The organism is Kitasatospora sp. NPDC101801 (assembly GCF_044766665.1).
Lineage (GTDB): Bacteria > Actinomycetota > Actinomycetes > Streptomycetales > Streptomycetaceae > Kitasatospora.
Genome location: NZ_JBIWML010000041.1, coordinates 55,239 through 71,053, shown reverse-complemented (window position 1 = coordinate 71,053; position 15,815 = coordinate 55,239). Strand labels below are relative to the sequence as shown.

The 15,815-nt window shown below is 69.7% G+C and carries 15 protein-coding genes and 4 pseudogenes; 7 read left to right on the top strand and 12 right to left on the bottom strand.

From position 1 onward, the window contains the following. Both ACIRPK_RS31080 and ACIRPK_RS31075 read left to right on the top strand, forming a co-directional pair. Nucleotides 1–95, top strand: a pseudogene (locus tag ACIRPK_RS31080) (IS5/IS1182 family transposase); the annotation flags it as partial. Between the two features lie 421 nt (nucleotides 96–516). After that, nucleotides 517–1,299, top strand: coding sequence for an IS5 family transposase (locus ACIRPK_RS31075; protein WP_403044624.1), 783 nt, complete (start codon nucleotides 517–519; stop codon nucleotides 1,297–1,299). On the opposite strand, the gene ACIRPK_RS31070 is transcribed toward ACIRPK_RS31075, so the two are convergent. The 6 genes and pseudogenes from ACIRPK_RS31070 to ACIRPK_RS31045 all read right to left on the bottom strand — a co-directional run. After that, nucleotides 1,265–1,744 carry a hypothetical protein gene (locus tag ACIRPK_RS31070; protein ID WP_403044622.1) on the bottom strand — a complete coding sequence of 160 codons (480 nt, stop codon included), beginning with the start codon at nucleotides 1,742–1,744 and terminating at the stop codon, nucleotides 1,265–1,267. The two genes, ACIRPK_RS31075 and ACIRPK_RS31070, sit on opposite strands and share 35 nt — an antisense overlap. A gap of 283 nt (nucleotides 1,745–2,027) precedes the next feature. After that, nucleotides 2,028–2,792, bottom strand: a complete 765-nt coding sequence (locus ACIRPK_RS31065; protein WP_403044620.1) for a DUF3800 domain-containing protein — start codon at nucleotides 2,790–2,792, stop codon at nucleotides 2,028–2,030. A gap of 543 nt (nucleotides 2,793–3,335) precedes the next feature. Then, nucleotides 3,336–3,491: pseudogene (locus ACIRPK_RS31060) on the bottom strand (DUF255 domain-containing protein); the annotation flags it as partial. Between the two features lie 73 nt (nucleotides 3,492–3,564). Then, nucleotides 3,565–4,332, bottom strand: coding sequence for a DUF4365 domain-containing protein (locus ACIRPK_RS31055; protein WP_403044618.1), 768 nt, complete (start codon nucleotides 4,330–4,332; stop codon nucleotides 3,565–3,567). A 91-nt stretch (nucleotides 4,333–4,423) separates the two neighbouring features. Then, complete coding sequence (locus tag ACIRPK_RS31050; protein ID WP_403044615.1) at nucleotides 4,424–4,969, bottom strand: Uma2 family endonuclease; 546 nt, start codon at nucleotides 4,967–4,969, stop codon at nucleotides 4,424–4,426. Nucleotides 4,970–5,170: 201 nt separating this feature from the next. Next, nucleotides 5,171–5,323 (bottom strand): annotated as a pseudogene (locus tag ACIRPK_RS31045) (DUF255 domain-containing protein); the annotation flags it as partial. A gap of 96 nt (nucleotides 5,324–5,419) precedes the next feature. Here ACIRPK_RS31045 and ACIRPK_RS31040 point away from each other — a divergent pair. Next, a pseudogene (locus tag ACIRPK_RS31040) lies at nucleotides 5,420–5,611 on the top strand (Uma2 family endonuclease); the annotation flags it as partial. A gap of 6 nt (nucleotides 5,612–5,617) precedes the next feature. On the opposite strand, the gene ACIRPK_RS31035 reads toward ACIRPK_RS31040, so the two are convergent. Next, nucleotides 5,618–5,815 (bottom strand): hypothetical protein, encoded by a 198-nt coding sequence (locus tag ACIRPK_RS31035; protein WP_184914864.1) that lies wholly within the window; start codon nucleotides 5,813–5,815, stop codon nucleotides 5,618–5,620. Nucleotides 5,816–5,868: 53 nt separating this feature from the next. Then, nucleotides 5,869–6,753: a mycothiol conjugate amidase Mca gene (mca, locus tag ACIRPK_RS31030; protein ID WP_403044612.1), complete on the bottom strand. Its 885-nt coding sequence runs from the start codon at nucleotides 6,751–6,753 to the stop codon at nucleotides 5,869–5,871. A gap of 150 nt (nucleotides 6,754–6,903) precedes the next feature. Here mca and ACIRPK_RS31025 point away from each other — a divergent pair, with 150 nt between their 5' ends. After that, nucleotides 6,904–7,311, top strand: coding sequence for a DUF4307 domain-containing protein (locus ACIRPK_RS31025; RefSeq protein ID WP_403044609.1), 408 nt, complete (start codon nucleotides 6,904–6,906; stop codon nucleotides 7,309–7,311). Between the two features lie 220 nt (nucleotides 7,312–7,531). Then, nucleotides 7,532–8,029, top strand: a complete 498-nt coding sequence (greA, locus tag ACIRPK_RS31020) for a transcription elongation factor GreA (protein WP_403044606.1) — start codon at nucleotides 7,532–7,534, stop codon at nucleotides 8,027–8,029. 178 nt (nucleotides 8,030–8,207) lie between these two features. On the opposite strand, the gene ACIRPK_RS31015 is transcribed toward greA, so the two are convergent. The 4 genes from ACIRPK_RS31015 to ACIRPK_RS31000 form a co-directional block, all read right to left on the bottom strand. Continuing rightward, nucleotides 8,208–9,065 (bottom strand): ABC transporter permease, encoded by an 858-nt coding sequence (locus ACIRPK_RS31015; RefSeq protein WP_403044603.1) that lies wholly within the window; start codon nucleotides 9,063–9,065, stop codon nucleotides 8,208–8,210. Next, nucleotides 9,065–10,069: an ATP-binding cassette domain-containing protein gene (locus ACIRPK_RS31010; RefSeq protein WP_403044601.1), complete on the bottom strand. Its 1,005-nt coding sequence runs from the start codon at nucleotides 10,067–10,069 to the stop codon at nucleotides 9,065–9,067. The genes ACIRPK_RS31015 and ACIRPK_RS31010 overlap by 1 nt, the downstream gene beginning before the upstream one ends. 260 nt (nucleotides 10,070–10,329) lie before the next feature. Further along, nucleotides 10,330–11,541 carry a threonine ammonia-lyase gene (ilvA, locus tag ACIRPK_RS31005; RefSeq protein ID WP_403044600.1) on the bottom strand — a complete coding sequence of 404 codons (1,212 nt, stop codon included), beginning with the start codon at nucleotides 11,539–11,541 and terminating at the stop codon, nucleotides 10,330–10,332. A gap of 185 nt (nucleotides 11,542–11,726) precedes the next feature. Then, a complete protein-coding gene (locus ACIRPK_RS31000) occupies nucleotides 11,727–12,881 on the bottom strand; it encodes a cystathionine gamma-synthase (protein ID WP_403044598.1) in 1,155 nt (384 codons plus the stop codon). 190 nt (nucleotides 12,882–13,071) lie between these two features. Between ACIRPK_RS31000 and ACIRPK_RS30995 the strand changes: the two genes are divergently transcribed. Further along, nucleotides 13,072–14,718, top strand: a complete 1,647-nt coding sequence (locus ACIRPK_RS30995) for a M48 family metalloprotease (protein ID WP_403044595.1) — start codon at nucleotides 13,072–13,074, stop codon at nucleotides 14,716–14,718. A gap of 19 nt (nucleotides 14,719–14,737) precedes the next feature. Next, on the top strand, nucleotides 14,738–15,784 hold the full coding sequence (locus ACIRPK_RS30990; protein WP_403044593.1) for a hypothetical protein: 1,047 nt from the start codon (nucleotides 14,738–14,740) through the stop codon (nucleotides 15,782–15,784). Nucleotides 15,785–15,815: the final 31 nt, after the last annotated feature.

Sequence of the window (15,815 nt, the reverse complement as noted above, 5' to 3'; positions counted from 1 at the left end):
GGAAGATCCTGCGCGACTGCCGCCTCAAAGGCGACGGCGTCCACCACGCCATCCTCGGCATCGCCCGCCTCCACAACCTCATCCAGGCCGCATAGTCGAACCCGACCAGCGGTCGGCCACCCCTGCCCCGAACCGCCCAAAGATCAATTACGGGACAGCCCTTAGGCACCTCCCGAGACCCATCAGGGCAGGTCAGCGGCCAGATGCGGAGCTCCTCATGCGGCCTACCTGGCCGGGTAGCCTCAGTAGCCGTTGCTCTATCGATCTTGGTGAGCGTTTGTTCGAGGTTGCTGACTCGGTCGGGTGACGTTCTGGCCGGCCGGGCATGAAAGTGGGGCCTCCCGCACAGCTCGTGGGTGTCGAATCCAGCCGAGCAACAGGAGGCCCCTGGTGCTGCAGTCTTCCGTGTCCGCGTCGTTGTCGTCCAACTCCGCCGCTCCGTCGTGTGATTGCCTCGCTCACCGGTTCGGGAACGCGGGGGACCGCCCGCACAGGCGACCGAGGTACCCCTCCGACATGAGCGACGCGGAGTGGGCCGTCGTCCGCGACGCCATGCCCGTCCCGGCCTGGTTGGAGGGTCGCGGCGGGCAGCCGGAGGGCTACTGCCACCGGCAACTGGTCGACGCCGTGCGTTACCTGGTCGCCGGCGGCATCGCCTGGAGGGCGGTGCCCGCGGACTTCCCGGCGTGGGACCGCGTTTACGCCTTCTTCCGGCGCTGGCGGGACAAGGGCCTGGTCACCGAGTTCCACGACCGGCTGCGGCTGCGGGTCCGCCGGGCCGCGGACCGGGATCCGGAGCCGACCGCCGGGATCATCGACTCCCAGTCGGTGAAAGGAGCGGCGTCGGTGCCGGCCGCGAGCCGGGGCTTCGACGGCGCGAAGTTGGTGAACGGCCGCAAGCGGCACATCGTCGTGGACACCCTCGGGCTGCTGCTGGCCGTGGTGGTCACCGCCGCATCCGTCACCGACCGCGAGGCCGGCCACACCCTGCTGGCCCGGATCCGCGCACGGCACTGGCGCATCTCGCTGGTGTGGGCCGACGGCGGCTACACCGGACGCCTGGTCGACATCGCCCGCGACGCCTGGCGGATCGCACTGACCGTGGTCAAACGCGCCGACGACACCACCGGCTTCGTGGTGCTGCCCAAAAGGTGGCTGGTGGAACGGACGTTCGCGTGGCTGATGCACTCACGCCGCCTCGCCCGCGACTACGAGAGGCGCACCGACACCTCGGAAGCGATGATCCGGTGGTCGATGAGCATGGTCATGAGCCGACGACTCGCCCGGCGAGCACGCTGAACATACCCGGACGCCCCTCCGTCAGCCAGCCCCGCGCGGCCAGGCGCTTCACCTTCGACCGCACTCCCTCGACCTTCGCCGCAACCACCTCCAGACCCAAGGCCGCCGCGAGCTGCCGGCAGTCCATCTCCTGCCCGCTCCCCGCCAGGACCTCCACGAGCCGCTGGTAGTCCGGCGCCAGCGAGCCGAGAACGAGCCCTTCCCTCCAGGTGGGAACCACCGATCCGGGCACCACCCCGGCGACCCGCGCAGGCCGTTCACCGGCCACTCCGGCCAGCGGCGCCTCGCCCGCAGCAGGTTCTGCCAGGACTTCGGCCACCGTCTGACGGGCGATCACGAACCGCTCCCACACGGCTTCCGCCTCCTGCAGCTCGGCCCGCAGGACCTCCACCCGCTGCCGAGCAGCACGCTCGCGCTCCTCCAACAGCCCCATCACCGACGGCATCCGACACCTCCACCGAAGAGACGACACGACACCCCGTCTCTGCCACCGAGACGCCAGCATCATGCCTGACCAGCGGAAACGCCCCCGTCACGATCGGAAAGACAACGGCTACTCAGAACCGATACTCGTGCCCACTTGCCTGAGTAGCAACCTCAAGCAATAATCATTGATGCAAGGTCCCATGCATTCGATTGAGAGTGCCCAGGGGATCTTGCCCTCGTAGGCCCCCGGTTCCCCCGGGGGTTTCTGCGTTCCCGGGCCTGGCAGCCCGAGAGCCAGGCCGTCAAGTGGCCTCTACATCTCCCCAGACAAACCCTTCCAGCTCGGGATCCCCCATCCATCGCGTGCTGAGGCGCTTGTAGGAGCGCGACATGGGGCCAACCGGACTGAGCTTCGGCCACAGTGTCGCATCTGCCAGGGCGAGATGGTGGAACGCCGCGTAGGCCACCATGTCGGCAGCCTGTATGAGCTGGCTGTAGGCGCTGTCCTGCATAACCGGGTCTTCCAGCACCCGCCGCGACGCTAGGGGCAGCCCACGGTGAGTGTCCCGGTACGGCGCCGCACTGCGTACGGCCTGCCTCCATGCCTCAGCCGCAGCCTCACCGGAAAGCCTGTCACTGTCCTCCGGTCCCGGGTTTCCGTCAAGGACGATCAACACGTGGGTGTCACGCTCGGCCGCCCACCGTTCTATGTGTTCGACGAAGCACCGATAGACATCCGTGTGAACCTTCGTACGGCATGCAACCGTGGTCACAACCAACTGCTCACACCGCGCCAGGCGCTGAAGCATCATCTCGTGTGCCCGGATCCGGGCAGGCTTGCTGAACTGCTTCTCCTGTTCGGCCGTGCTGCAGAAGGTGCCCCGGCCTTTGACCAGCTTGACCGCATGAAGCTCTGCGTTCTTCGGCACCCCCCAGGTCCTCTCGACCTCACGGCGGCCCTCCAGCCAGCAGTGAAGAAGATCGTTCCAGCCAGTGGCGGGAATCAGCAGACCCGTCATGGTCCGAACATCGCCGGTCCCCGAGTCATCGACGTAGCAGAGATACACGGGACGGATAGTACGCGCTTACGCCTGCTCGGCCCGCCGCCTGACGCTCCACCTGCTGGACCGCAGGTCCTGGCAACAAGAATTCGCCAATCTGTTCGATAGGGCCTGCATCACCCGGCCTACACTCGGAGCCCGATAGCCATCACGTGCCAAGACCAAGCGGAGCGGGGGCGGAAGAGCGGGCAGGCCAGCGGACGCCACGCCTTCCAGTCGATCACCAGGGAAGACATGCCGAAACGATCACCATCGGACCAGGTCGGCGGACTCCGATACGGCTCCGGCCCTGTCGATCTCCCGACCAGCCGGCGTGGTGCGCTCCGCGATCTCGCGCCCCCTACTCGATGCCAACGGCAGTGGAGGCGATCACCCTCCAAGTGCTGGCAAGCGCTGATGTACTGCCCCGGGCGTCCGCTCAGGCAAGACAGCCAACTGGTCTTCGATGCAGGCGTCTACGTCCTGCCTCAGCTGCTCACTATGCGCATCCGCGTCGAAATTTTTCGGAAACACCCCAGGTCAGGACTACCTGGTTGTGTTAAGTCATTGGCACCAGTGGCACGCCGCGTACCCGACGCTCAGCAGCACCGGCACCCCGCGCCGCTCGGCCTCCGCGAACGCCTCGGGCGACCACTCCCACCAGTCCACGGGGTTGTCGGCGTGCTGCTGCAGGTACGGAGAGGTCGCGTTGGCCAACCGGTTCATGCCTGCCAGTCTGGCACCCCGGCGGGAAGAGATCCACGCGCACCACTCGGGGCAGCTACCCGATCGTCAAGCGTCAGGCCGTGCCGTCCGATTCAAGCGGGCGGCGCCACCATTCGGTGGCTTTGAAGCAACCCATGAGCCAATGCGCTTCGGCTTCGTCGAGAATGATGTTCCCGATGAACGGTATGGGGCTGAAGTAGAGCATCCGCTCCTCGATGTTCACAGGCTCCCAGTCGAGATCGTGGTGGAGCAGTACGGCAAACTGCTCCCCGCGTTTCTGCCAGAAGACCATAGGCTCGCCACAGTCGTTCATGAACGGCTTGACGATGTCGTCCGGCGCGAACTCCACGTCTGCCATGTCTGCCCACCTGCCGATACCCTCCCGCTCCCAGCGGAGGTAGCTCCGCATTCGCTGCACGAAGGCTTCGGCGGTGTCATCGTCCAGCAGGGAATCCCGCGGGAGGACTACGGACTTCAGTGTCTTTCGCAATGCTTCGGCACGGCGGAGTTGGCGGGTCGCGTTGGCCCAGAAGAGACCGCCTCGCTCGGGATCATGGACTACACAGAGCACGGGGAGAGTGCCGTCGCGCCAGTTGTCCCCGTGATCCCCGACCTGGACGCGGTGTCCCCTCCGGGTACGCACAGAAACCCCGCCCTTGACCTGCACCGCGAGGGAGTCCGCCGTACGCTGCCCGTCCCGGACAAAGGTGACGTGCAAGTCCTCTCCGTGGTCGTTCACACCGTCAATCTCCTGCACGATGTGGCCGTGCCGCTCCAGCAGCGAACGCACCTCGTTCACCGCCACGCGGCCAACACGCCGACTTTCTAGAACCTTTGGCATCTCGCCCCCTCCTGACCCGTTCGGCAACGCTTAGGGCGGAGCACCGACGCGCGAGCCGACTTCAGGTCACTTGAGTGAACGGCCAGCGCAATCAGTGAGAGTCGGCCTCAGGGCTGGGCAACTCGTCCAGGTCGAGAGTGTAGGTCCGGCCGTCGGCCAGCTCGATGGGCAGCTTGCCCGAGCCGTACTTGTGCGTGTGGGCCGCGATGTAGCCGGAGCCGGTGGGCTGGGTGTGGACGACGACCTCCGCGGCGTACGGGTCGACCACCACGTAGACCGGGATGCCGTACCGGCCGTACTTCGCGGTGCAGTCGTCGTAGTCCTTGCGAGCGGAGGAGGCCGACACCACCTCGGCGATGAGCTGCACGTCCTCGAAGCTGTAGCGCTTGCCCTGCCGCTGCGCGTCCTCTCGCAAGATCGCAAAGTCCGGGGCAGAGTTCTCGTCCGCTGGGAAGTCGATGTACACGTCGGAGGCGGTCTTCGCATGCCGGCCGAGCGAGAGCGAGTCGATCTGCATCGACTTGATGGTGCTGGAGTGCTCAAAACTCTGCGGAGTCATGATCACCTTCCCGTCGATACCGAAGAAGACCACGTACCCAGCGGGGAACTCGGTGTGCATGACCGCGTCGACGCTCATCAACGGCTCCTTCCTGTCGCCTCTCAGGATATGGGGCCACGGCCTCGTACGGGGTCCACTGCGGGGGTGCAGAGCAGCGAGGGTGCACTGATCTTCGACCCAAGCGTTCCTATCCCGGTCCGACCGATCACCATAGGTGCCGACTCAACTACCTTCTGACAAAGTCGCCGGTCAGGACTACCTTGTTGTGTTAAGTCATTGGCACCAGTGGCACGCCGCGTACCCGACGCTCATCAGCACCGGCACCCCGCGCCGCCTCCTCGAAGGCCGCCGGCCCCCAGGACACCAGCCCACCGGGTCGTCGGCGTGCTGCTGCAGATACGGCGAGGTCGCGTCCGCCGGACGGTTCGGCATGCCCCCATCCTTACGCATCGGCGCTCGGGATCGAGGGTGGTGACACGAAGTCCTTCGGCTGCTCAGGTTCCTCCACGGAGGCCACCTGGAATTGGGGTAAAGGTCGACCAATACGCGAAGGCAGGAATTGCCTTCTACTGGAGGGTCAAGTCGGCCACCACCGCCGTGCCGCTGGTGTACACCTACTTTTTCGATCCGGCGAGCAGCGCGTACCAGGACGGCGAGGTGTTCGGCTCGGTGAAGGCCGTCGCACCGTTCGCAGTCCAGATCGAGCTGAACGCCCTCTGACGGGTGTCAGTCCTTGGGCTGCTCGGGCTCCTCGACGAAGTTCACCCGGCCGAACTGCTTGTTCATCGACTTGACCAGGAACCAGGTGGCGACGCCGAGGACGGCGAAGACCACGAAGCCCAGCAGACCGGGCGTCACCTTGGCCTTGTCGAAGGTCTCGGCGGCGAGAGTGGTGAGGTGCATCGGGGTGCTCATGTCTCCCATGGTGACCCGGCCCTACGCGGGCCGGGTCACCGGGGTGGGTGCGGGTCGGGGTGTCAGGCGGTGGTGACGGCGGTGCGCAGGCCGGCGAACAGGTCGTCCTCGGGGAGGTCGGTGTCCACCAGCGAGCGGACCAGCTCGTAGTCCTCGGTCGGCCAGACCTTCGTCTGGACCTCGATCGGGATCCGGAACCACGGGCCGTCCGGGTCGATCTGGGTGGCGTGCGCGATCAGTGCGCGGTCCCGGGTCTCGAACCACGCGTCGCAGACCACCCGGGTGGTGATCTCGCGCTCCTTGCGGCCGCTCTTCTCCCACCCCTCGATCCACTCGCCGTACGGCGACTCGAGGTCGTTCTCGGTCAGGTAGGCGTGCATCGCCCGGATCCGGCCCATCGGGAAGCCGTGGTTGTAGTAGACCTTGGACGGCTGCCAGGGCGCGCCGGCCTCGGGGTAGGCGTCCGGGTCACCGGCGGCGTCGAAGGCGGCCATGGTGATCTTGTGGGTCATGATGTGGTCGGGGTGCGGGTAGCCGCCGTTCTCGTCGTACGTGGTGATCACGTGCGGGCGGAACTCGCGGATCAGCTTCACCAGCGGGGCGGCCGCCTCGGCCACCTCCTGGAGCGCGAAGCAGCCCTCGGGCAGCGGCGGCAGCGGGTCGCCCTCCGGCAGGCCGGAGTCGACGAAGCCGAGCCATTCCTGCTTGACGCCGAGGATCTCGCGGGCGGCGTCCATCTCCTTCCGGCGCACCTCGTGGATGTTCTCCTCGACCCACGGGTCGCCCTGGAGCTTGGGGTTGAGAATCGAGCCACGCTCACCGCCGGTGCAGGTGGCGACCAGCACGTCCACCCTCTGTGAGACGTACATGGCCATGGTGGCGGCGCCCTTGCTGGACTCGTCGTCCGGGTGCGCGTGTACCGCCATCAGTCGCAACTGCTCAGTCAACGCCTGGTTCCTTCCGGGAATCATCCGGTTCGTCGGGCCGGTCCCCCGCCGCGTCCGGCGCGGATGCTGCCCTCCTATAGTGACTGACCGGAGGGCCCGTCCATTCCCCCGGTGGACCGTGGGCCCCTCGTCGAAAGGACTGAGCCGACCATGGACTCCGGACGTACGACCGTCGCCCCCGCCCGCTACGGCAAGCGCGGCGACCGCGAGGCCGACCGGCGGCTGCGGATCACCGGCCTGGTCTGCGGCGCGCTCGGCCTGGCCCTGGTCGGCTGGATGGGCGTCAGCTACGTCTCCAAGGGCTCGGTCATGAACGGTCTGATGCCCGGCTTCCAGGTGGTCTCGGCCGAGGCGATCCAGGTGCAGCTCTCGGTGCTCAAGGACGACGGCACGGCGGGGGTCTGCACCGTCCGCGCGCAGTCCGAGGACGGCGGCGTGGTCGGGCTGCACGACTTCCCGATCCCGGCCGCCGGATCGCGCTACGACGAGGTGGTCACGCTGCGCACCACCGCTCGCGCCACCGCCGCCGAACTGCTCGGTTGCGCCCCCGGCAAGTAATCCGTTCGGGCGCATATTCGAGGCCGGGACCGGGCATCCGTACCGGGTACCACCGGCGGGAACGCGCCGATGGCCCTCCCGCTCCGGTCCGGAAATTGTTAGGGTCGTGGTTTCGCCCCTCTCCGGCCGGACGGCAGGAGTGCGGGCGTTGCTTTGTAGTACGCCCCGTTCCCGGCTGACACCAACCCTCAGCGCAGCCCAGCACCTACGAGGAGCACCTGTGACCCAGACCAGCGAGAACGTGACCTGGCTCACTCAGTCCGGCTACGACCAGCTCAAGGCCGAGCTGGACTACATGACCGGCCCGTGGCGCGCCGAGATCGTCAAGAAGATCGAGGCGGCCCGCGAGGAGGGCGACCTCAAGGAGAACGCCGGTTACCACGCGGCCCGGGACGACCAGGGCAAGGGCGAGCTGCGGATCCGCCAGCTCACCCAGCTGCTGGAGCGGGCCAAGGTCGGCGAGGCCCCGGCGGACTCCGGCGTGGTGGCCCCCGGCATGGTCGTGACGATCGCCTTCGACGGCGACGAGGACGACACCATGGTCTTCCTGCTCGGCTCCCGCGAGATGGCGGGCGCCTCCGAGGTGGACGTCTACTCCCCGCAGTCCCCGCTCGGCTCGGCCATCGACGGCAAGAAGATCGGCGACGAGGCGCACTACGAGCTGCCGAACGGCAAGCGCGCGATGGTCAAGGTGATCGCGGCCAAGCCGCACGCCTGATCCCCCGACACGCCCGAGCGGCGGCCGCCCCCATCGAAAGGGGACGGCCGCCGCTCGCGTGCGTACGGGGGTGCTCAGCCAGTGGCAGGGCGGACCCGGCTCAACCGACTGCGGAGCGGACCCCGCTCAACCGACCGCGGAGCGGACCCCGCTCAACCGACCGCGGAGCGGACCCCGCTCAACCGACCGCGGAGCGGTACTTGCGGACCGACAGCCAGGAGAAGAAGGCCATGATGGCCAGCGACCACAGCACCGAGAGCAGCGCCGCGTTCTCCATCGGCCAGCCGCCGGTGACCGGGCCGACCTGGTTGCCGAACAGGTCGCGGCAGGCCTGCACCGTCGCGCTGAACGGGTTCCAGTAGGCGACCGGCTGCAACCAGCCCGGCATCGAGCTGACCGGGACGAAGGCGTTCGAGATGAAGGTCAGCGGGAACAGCCAGATCAGACCGGCCGAGGTGGCCGCCTCCGGGCTGCGCACCGACAGACCGATCAGCGCGCCGATCCAGGAGAACGCGTAGCCCAGCAGGAGCAGCAGCCCGAACGCGCCGAGCGCCTTCAGGAAGCCCTCGTGGATCCGCCAGCCGACCAGCACCGCGACGATCATCAGCACCAGCAGGGTGAACGCGGTCTGCACCAGGTCGGCCAGCGTGCGGCCGACCAGCACGGCGGAGCGGGTCATCGGGAGCGAGCGGAACCGGTCCACCAGCCCCTTGGTCATGTCCTCCGCGATACCGGCCGAGGCGCCGGCCACCGCGAAGGTGACGGTCTGGGCGAAGATGCCCGCCATCAGGAACTGGGTGTAGGTGCTGGCACTCGCACTGGTGCCGGGGATCTGGATCGCCCCGCCCATCACGTACGAGAACAGCAGCACGAACATCACCGGCTGCATCAGCCCGAAGACCACGATCTCCGGGATCCGGGTCATCCGGCGCAGGTTGCGCTTGGCGATCACCCAGGAGTCGTGCAGCATCGCGCTGACCCCGTGCCGCTGCTGCGGGACGGCGCCGCCGATCGCATGTTCGGTGGCCGTGGTCATCAGGCGTCCTTCCCGAGGCTCTTGCGGCCCTTGCCGGGCTGCTCGTCCTCGTCCTCGGTCTCCGCGACGGTGGCATGGCCGGTCAGCGAGAGGAACACGTCGTCCAGGGTCGGGCGGCGCAGGCCGATGTCGTCGATCTCGATCGAGCGCGCGTCCAGCTCGCGGATCACGTCGGCGAGCACCTTGGCGCCACCGCTGACCGGCACGGTGATCTTCCGGGTGTTCTTCTCCAGCGTCGGGTCGCCCTTGGCGTACGGCGCCAGCGCGGCCAGCGCCTCGGTCACGTCGTCCCGCTCGTGCACCACCACCTCGACCCGCTCGCCGCCGATCTGAGCCTTGAGCTGGTCGGCGGTGCCGCGGGCGATCACCTTGCCGTGGTCGACCACCGCGATGTCGTGGGCGAGGCGGTCGGCCTCCTCCAGGTACTGGGTGGTCAGCAGCAGGGTGGTGCCCTGCTCGACCAGGGTCTCGATGACCTCCCAGAGCGCGAGCCGGTTGCGCGGGTCCAGACCCGTGGTCGGCTCGTCCAGGAACATCACCGGGGGCCGGACCACCAGCGCGGCCGCCAGGTCGAGCCGGCGGCGCATGCCGCCGGAGTAGGTCTTGGCGGTGCGGTCGGCGGCCTCGCTGAGGTTGAACCACTCCAGCAGCTCGCGGGCGCGGGCCTTCGCGTCCCGCACGCTCATCTGGTAGAGCTCGCCGACCATCTGCAGGTTCTCACGGCCCGTCAGGTACTCGTCGACGGCGGCGTACTGACCGGAGAGGCCGATCAGGCTGCGCACCTTGTTCGGGTGCTTCAGCACGTCCACCCCGGCGACCACGGCACGGCCGGAGTCGGGGCGGAGCAGGGTGGTGAGTACCCGGACGGTGGTGGTCTTGCCGGCGCCGTTCGGGCCGAGCAGTCCGAGCACCGTGCCCTCGGGGACGTCGAGGCTGACGCCGTCGAGGGCACGTACGTCACCGAAGGTCTTGACCAGGTTCTCGGCTTGGATGGCTGGCGCCATGAGCCTGCCTCATCTCCTCTGACGATATGACTGATATGTCCACTCTGACCCGAGGGGAATACCCGGGCGAACCGGAATCCATGCCGGGGAGTGACATCGGAGAAACGCGATGCATCGCGAGAATGACAGCTCGCGATATATCGCGTCAAGGATCAGGCGCACGGCGCAGTGAAGGCAGCGCGGAGCCGATCCGCGCTGACACCCTCTCAGCTCGGACTGACAACCGCCCCTGGTTTTCCGGTTGTCGGCGCTCCCGGGCGCTACTGGGTGACCACGTAGCCCGCGTGCCGGAGGTCGCCCAGCACCGCGGCGCAGTGCTCGGGCCCCTTGGTCTCCAGGTGCAGGTCCACCTCGACCTCGGTCAGCCCCAGCCGGGGGTCGATCCGGACGTGCGCGATGTCCAGCACGTTGGCGTCCACCCCGGTGAGCACCGCCAGCAGATCGGCCAGCGCCCCCGGCTTGTCGGTCAGCCGGACCCGGATCGACAGGTACCGGCCCGCCGCCACCAGCCCGTGCCGCAGCACCCGTTGCATCAGCTGCGGGTCGATGTTGCCGCCCGAGAGCACCGCCACCACCGGGCCCTGGAAGGTCTCCGGATGCTCCAGCAGCGCGGCCAGCGGACTCGCCCCGGCCGGTTCGACCACCAGTTTGAGCCGCTCCAGGCTGAGCAGCAGCGCCCGGGACAGCCCCTCCTCGGAGACCGTCCGGACGCCGTCCGCCAGGGTGTTCACCACCTCGAACGGAATGTCACCCGGTCGGCCCACCATGATCCCGTCCGCCATGGTGGCGAACCGCTCCAGCGAGACCGGCCGCCCCGCCGCCAGCGAGGGCGGGTACGCGGCGGCGTTGGCCGCCTGCACCCCGATCACCTGAACGTCCGGGCGGAGCGGCTTGACCGCCGCCGCGATCCCCGCCAGCAGCCCGCCGCCGCCCACTCCGACCAGGATGGTGCGGACCTCCGGGCACTGCTCCAGGATCTCCAGGCCGACGGTGGCCTGGCCGGTGACGACGTCCCAGTGGTCGAACGGGTGGATGAACACCGCGCCGGTAGCGTCCGCGTACTGCTGCGCCGCGTTCAGCGCCTCGTCCACGGTGCTGCCGTGCAGCCGGACCTCGGCGCCGTAGTCCCTGGTCGCCGCCACCTTGGGGAGCGGGGCCGCCAGCGGCATGAAGACCGTCGACCGCACCCCGAGCAGCGAGGCGGCCAGCGCCACCCCCTGCGCGTGGTTGCCCGCGCTCGCCGCCACCACGCCGCCGGCCCGCTCCACCGGCGACAGCCCGGCGATCCGGACGTACGCGCCGCGCAGCTTGAACGAACCGGTGCGCTGCAGGTTCTCGCACTTCAGGTGTACCGGCGCACCGATCAGCCCCGCCAGGTAGCGGCTGCTCTCCATCGGCGTGACCCGGGCGACCCCGGCGAGCATCTTCTGCGCACCACGGACGTCGTCCAGGGTGATCGGCCAGTTGTGCATACGTCCTCTTCGAGGCAGACGGTCCGGCAGACAGGGGCTCGGGGAACTGCGACGCCGGCCTCGGAAAAGGTCACGCGTGCGTGGGTGGTCAGGCACTTTCGCAGTGACCCGAGCGCACCAGATCTCCTCGCCCACCCGGCGGAGCCGCACATCGGCAGAGCCCCGAGCCCCTGGATCGTAGGGCGTCAGCCCAGGGCGCGGGTGAGGTCCGCGAGCAGGTCGTCGATCGACTCGATGCCGACCGAGACCCGGATCAGGTCGGCCGGCACCTCAAGGGCGGAGCCCGCGACCGAGGCGTGCGTCATCCGCCCCGGGTGCTCGATCAGCGACTCGACACCGCCCAGCGACTCGCCGAGGGTGAACAGTTCGGCCCGGTTGCAGACGTCCACCGCGGCCTGCTCGCCACCGTTGACCCGGAACGAGACCATCCCGCCGAACGCCTTCATCTGCTTGGCGGCGATGTCGTGCCCGGGGTGCGAGGGCAGCCCGGGGTAGATCACCTGGCTGACCTTGGGGTGGGCGGAGAGCAGCTCGGCGACCTTCGCGGCGTTGGAGCTGTGCCGGTCCATCCGGACCCCGAGGGTCTTGATGCCGCGCAGCACCAGCCAGGCGTCGAACGGCCCGGCCACCGCGCCCATCGCGTTCTGGTGGTACGCCAGTTCCTCGCCGAGACCGGCCTCGGCCGCCACCAGGGCGCCGCCGACCACGTCGGAGTGGCCGCCCATGTACTTGGTGGTCGAGTGCACCACCACGTCCGCGCCGAACGACAGCGGCTGCTGCAGGTACGGGCTGGCGAAGGTGTTGTCCACCACCAGCAGCGCACCGGCCCGGTGGGCCACCTCGGCCAGCCCGGCGATGTCGGAGATGCCGAGCAGCGGGTTGGAGGGGGTCTCCACCCAGAGCGCACGGGTGTTGGGGCGCAGCGCGTCCCGGACCGCCGCCAGGTTCTGGGTGTCCGCGACGGAGAACTCGACGCCCCAGCGGGTGAGCACCTTGGCGAACAGCCGGAAGGTGCCGCCGTAGGCGTCGTTCGGGATGACGATGTGGTCGCCCGGCTTCAGCACGGTGCGCAGCAGGGTGTCCTCGGCGGCCAGGCCGGAGGCGAAGGCGAGGCCGCGGGCGCCGCCCTCGATCGCGGCCAGGCACTCCTCGAGCGCGGTACGGGTGGGGTTGGCGGAGCGGCTGTACTCGTAGCCGTTCCGGAGGCCGCCGACGCCGTCCTGCTTGTAGGTGGACACCTGGTAGATCGGCGTGACGACGGCCCCGGTCTGGGGATCTGCTTCCTGACCCGCGTGGATGGCGAGAGTCTCGAAGCCCTGGGGAAGCTGGTGCTCGGTCATACCGCTGAGCCTAGGGCCTGTCCGAGGGTTCCCGCCGGATCAGCCCGACGCGGGGGCGAAACGGGCCAAGGGCGGGCAGAGCGCCCGCGGTGCCGACCACCCGTCAAGTGCGACGCGCCGGGCGGCTACGATCTGCACTTCCCGCACACATGTTCAGGGTGCGGACGGAACGTCAAAGGGGGAGGAACGCATGGGCACGCCCGCGCGACCCACCGGAATGAGCACGGCCGGACGGGCCGCCCTCGCGGTCGCCATGCTGGTCGGCTTCTACCTGCTCGCGGCCGGCCTGGTGCTCGGCGTCCTGGGCGCCGACGTCGCCCTGGTCGTGGAGACCGGGCGGCTGAACCCGGCGATCGGCAAGCTGATCCTGCTCAGCCTGGCCGTCGCCTACCCCGTGCTCCGGGTGGTCTTCCTGACCCGCCGTCCGCGCGAGCGGGGCGAGGCGTACGGCCTGCCGGTGACCCGCGAGCAGCAGCCTGAGCTGTGGGCCAGGGTGGACCGGATCGCCGAGCGGACCGGCGTCCGCGGACCGGCCGAGATCCGGCTGATCCCCGAGGTCAACGCGGGTGTCCGGGAGGACACCAAGCTGCTCGGGCTGATCCCCGGCAAGCGGCACCTGGTGATCGGCGCCCCGCTGCTGATCGGCCTGACCGAGGCCGAGCTGGACTCGGTGCTGGCCCACGAGTTCGGCCACTACAGCAACCGCGACGTCCGGCTGGCCGGCGTCACGGTGGCCGGGCGGAGCGCGATCCTGCACACCATCCACGGCCTGCACGCGCGGGCCGACGGCCACCAGGCCCAGCAGCAGGCCGAGCTCAGGGCGAAGGCCGCGAAGCGGCTGGCCAAGGGCAAGAAGGTCACCGAGGAGAAGGCCGGCGGCGGTGTCGACCGGGCGCTGGCCAAGCTCTTCACCCAGTACGCCAAGCTGTACTTCCGGGTCTCCGAGTCGGTGAGCCGCCGTCAGGAGTACGCCGCCGACCGGTCCGCCGCCGCGATCGCCGGGCGGGACGCCACCGCCGCCGCGCTGCGCCGGCTGCCGCTGCTGGACGCCGCCGAGAGCTTCTACCTGCACCGGTACGCCACCATCGGGTGGTCCGCCGGCCTGCTCCCGATGCCGGGTCAGGTGTACGGCGGGCTGGCCGAGCTGCTCGCCGACCCGAAGCGCCGTCAGGAGCTGGCCGAGCTGGCCCTGGAGCCCGCCGAGGAGGAGGCCGACCCGTACGACTCGCACCCGCCGATCGCCCAGCGGGTGGCCGCGATCGAGGCGCTGCCCGACGACGGCCGGGCCGCCGAGGGCTCCGGCCCCGCGCTGGTGCTGCTGCACGAGGCCGAACGGACGCTGGCCGCGCTGGAGTCGGTCTGCCTGGTGCCCGAGGCCGCGACCAAGCGCCGGGTGGCCTGGCCGGAGCTGGTGCAGACCGTCTGCCTGACCGACTGCCGGGAGGACTGCCAGCCGATCCTGACCGCGCTCACCTCCGCCGGGCTGCCCGGCACGGTCGAGGCGCTGCTGGACGCGATCGACGCCGGCCGCACCTGGGAGCTGGCCGGCCGGCTGCCGCGCGACGAGCAGGCCGTCGCCCCGACCGGCCTGGCCGCCCGCGAGGCGGCCCGCCCGGTCTTCCGGTCCACCCTGGGCCGGCTCACCGTGCTGGCGCTGGCCGAATCGGGCCGGGCGCACTGGGAGTTCTCCTGGTCCACCGCCGCCGTCCTGCACCTGCCCGACAGCTGGGACGAGACCTTCTCCGCCGCCCTGGACGCCGCGGTCGCGGACGTCCCGGACACCGCGCCGCTGCGCACCCTGCTCACCACCGCCGGGCCCGTCCCGGCCGCTCACTGAACCACCGGAGTCCCCACGCATGCTGTTCCTCACCATCGCCGTCTGCGCGTTGCTGTTCACCCTGTTCAAGTCGCTGAAGGCCAAGCGGGCCGCCGGCGTGAGCCACGCCGAGGTGCTGGCCGACCCGGCCCGCGCCTCCCAGTTCGGGCTGGTGCCCAACCAGGGCCTGGTGCTCGGCCGCACCACGGTCGACGACGACGCCCGAATCGCGCTGTCCGCCGTCCGGGACGGCAGCTGGCGGGAGGCCGCCGCCTACATCGAGGCGGCCGGCACCGACTGGGACGAGCGCTGGAGCCGGACCGAACTCTTCGTCAACCAGGCCGCCCACGACGACGGTTGGCTGAACGCCTGGCGGATGGAGCAGCCGGAGAACTCCGACGCCGCCGCGCTGCACGTGGAGGCACTGGTCCACGCCGGCTGGGCGATCCGGGGTTCCGGCTACGCCAACACGGTCACCGACGAGATGCGGGACGGCTTCAGGCGCAAGCTCCAGCAGGCCACCGAGGCCGCGGCCGAGGCCGTCGCGCTGGCCGCACCCGCCGACCCGAGCCCGTACCTGGCCCAGCTCGCGCTGGCCCGGGGCGACAACTGGTCGAACGACGACTTCCGGATGTTCTGGGCCAAGGCGGTCAAGCGGGCCCCGCTGAACCGGGACGCCCACTGGCAGGCGATGCAGTACTGGTGCCGCAAGTGGCACGGCAGCAACGACCTGATGCACGCCTTCGTGGACGAGGCGATCGCCGCCGCCCCGGCCGGCAGCCTGCTCGGCACGCTCAAGCTGGACGCGTACGAGGAGCAGTACGACGACGCCGCGAGCCGGACCTCCGCCGAGCTGCGGGCCGCCGTCGACGCCGTGCTGGCGGACATCGCGGCCGCCCGGCCGGACCACCCGGAGCTGCCCGCCGCCCGTGGCCGGGTGGTCCGCTTCCTGGCCGGCCAGGGCCGGCACGCCGAGGCGCTGGCCCAGTTCCAGGCGCTCGGACCGGTGATCCCCGCCCCGTTCCTGGGCGACCCGGACGAGTTCGTCGAGCTCCGGGCCAGGACCGTGGTCGCGCTCTCCCGCTGACCGCCGCCCGGCGGCCGTCCCGGTGGAATCC

Coding starts and splice junctions, on each gene's coding strand:
- ACIRPK_RS31075 (WP_403044624.1), top strand. CDS start 517: ATGAGCGACGCGGAGTGGGCCGTCGTCCGCGACGCCATGCCCGTCCCG.
- ACIRPK_RS31025 (WP_403044609.1), top strand. CDS start 6,904: ATGGACTCCGGACGTACGACCGTCGCCCCCGCCCGCTACGGCAAGCGC.
- ACIRPK_RS31055 (WP_403044618.1), bottom strand. CDS start 4,332: ATGCCAAAGGTTCTAGAAAGTCGGCGTGTTGGCCGCGTGGCGGTGAAC.
- ACIRPK_RS30990 (WP_403044593.1), top strand. CDS start 14,738: ATGCTGTTCCTCACCATCGCCGTCTGCGCGTTGCTGTTCACCCTGTTC.
- ACIRPK_RS31035 (WP_184914864.1), bottom strand. CDS start 5,815: ATGGGAGACATGAGCACCCCGATGCACCTCACCACTCTCGCCGCCGAG.
- ACIRPK_RS31015 (WP_403044603.1), bottom strand. CDS start 9,065: ATGACCACGGCCACCGAACATGCGATCGGCGGCGCCGTCCCGCAGCAG.
- ACIRPK_RS31010 (WP_403044601.1), bottom strand. CDS start 10,069: ATGGCGCCAGCCATCCAAGCCGAGAACCTGGTCAAGACCTTCGGTGAC.
- ilvA (WP_403044600.1), bottom strand. CDS start 11,541: ATGCACAACTGGCCGATCACCCTGGACGACGTCCGTGGTGCGCAGAAG.
- ACIRPK_RS30995 (WP_403044595.1), top strand. CDS start 13,072: ATGGGCACGCCCGCGCGACCCACCGGAATGAGCACGGCCGGACGGGCC.
- ACIRPK_RS31070 (WP_403044622.1), bottom strand. CDS start 1,744: ATGCCGTCGGTGATGGGGCTGTTGGAGGAGCGCGAGCGTGCTGCTCGG.
- ACIRPK_RS31000 (WP_403044598.1), bottom strand. CDS start 12,881: ATGACCGAGCACCAGCTTCCCCAGGGCTTCGAGACTCTCGCCATCCAC.
- ACIRPK_RS31050 (WP_403044615.1), bottom strand. CDS start 4,969: ATGAGCGTCGACGCGGTCATGCACACCGAGTTCCCCGCTGGGTACGTG.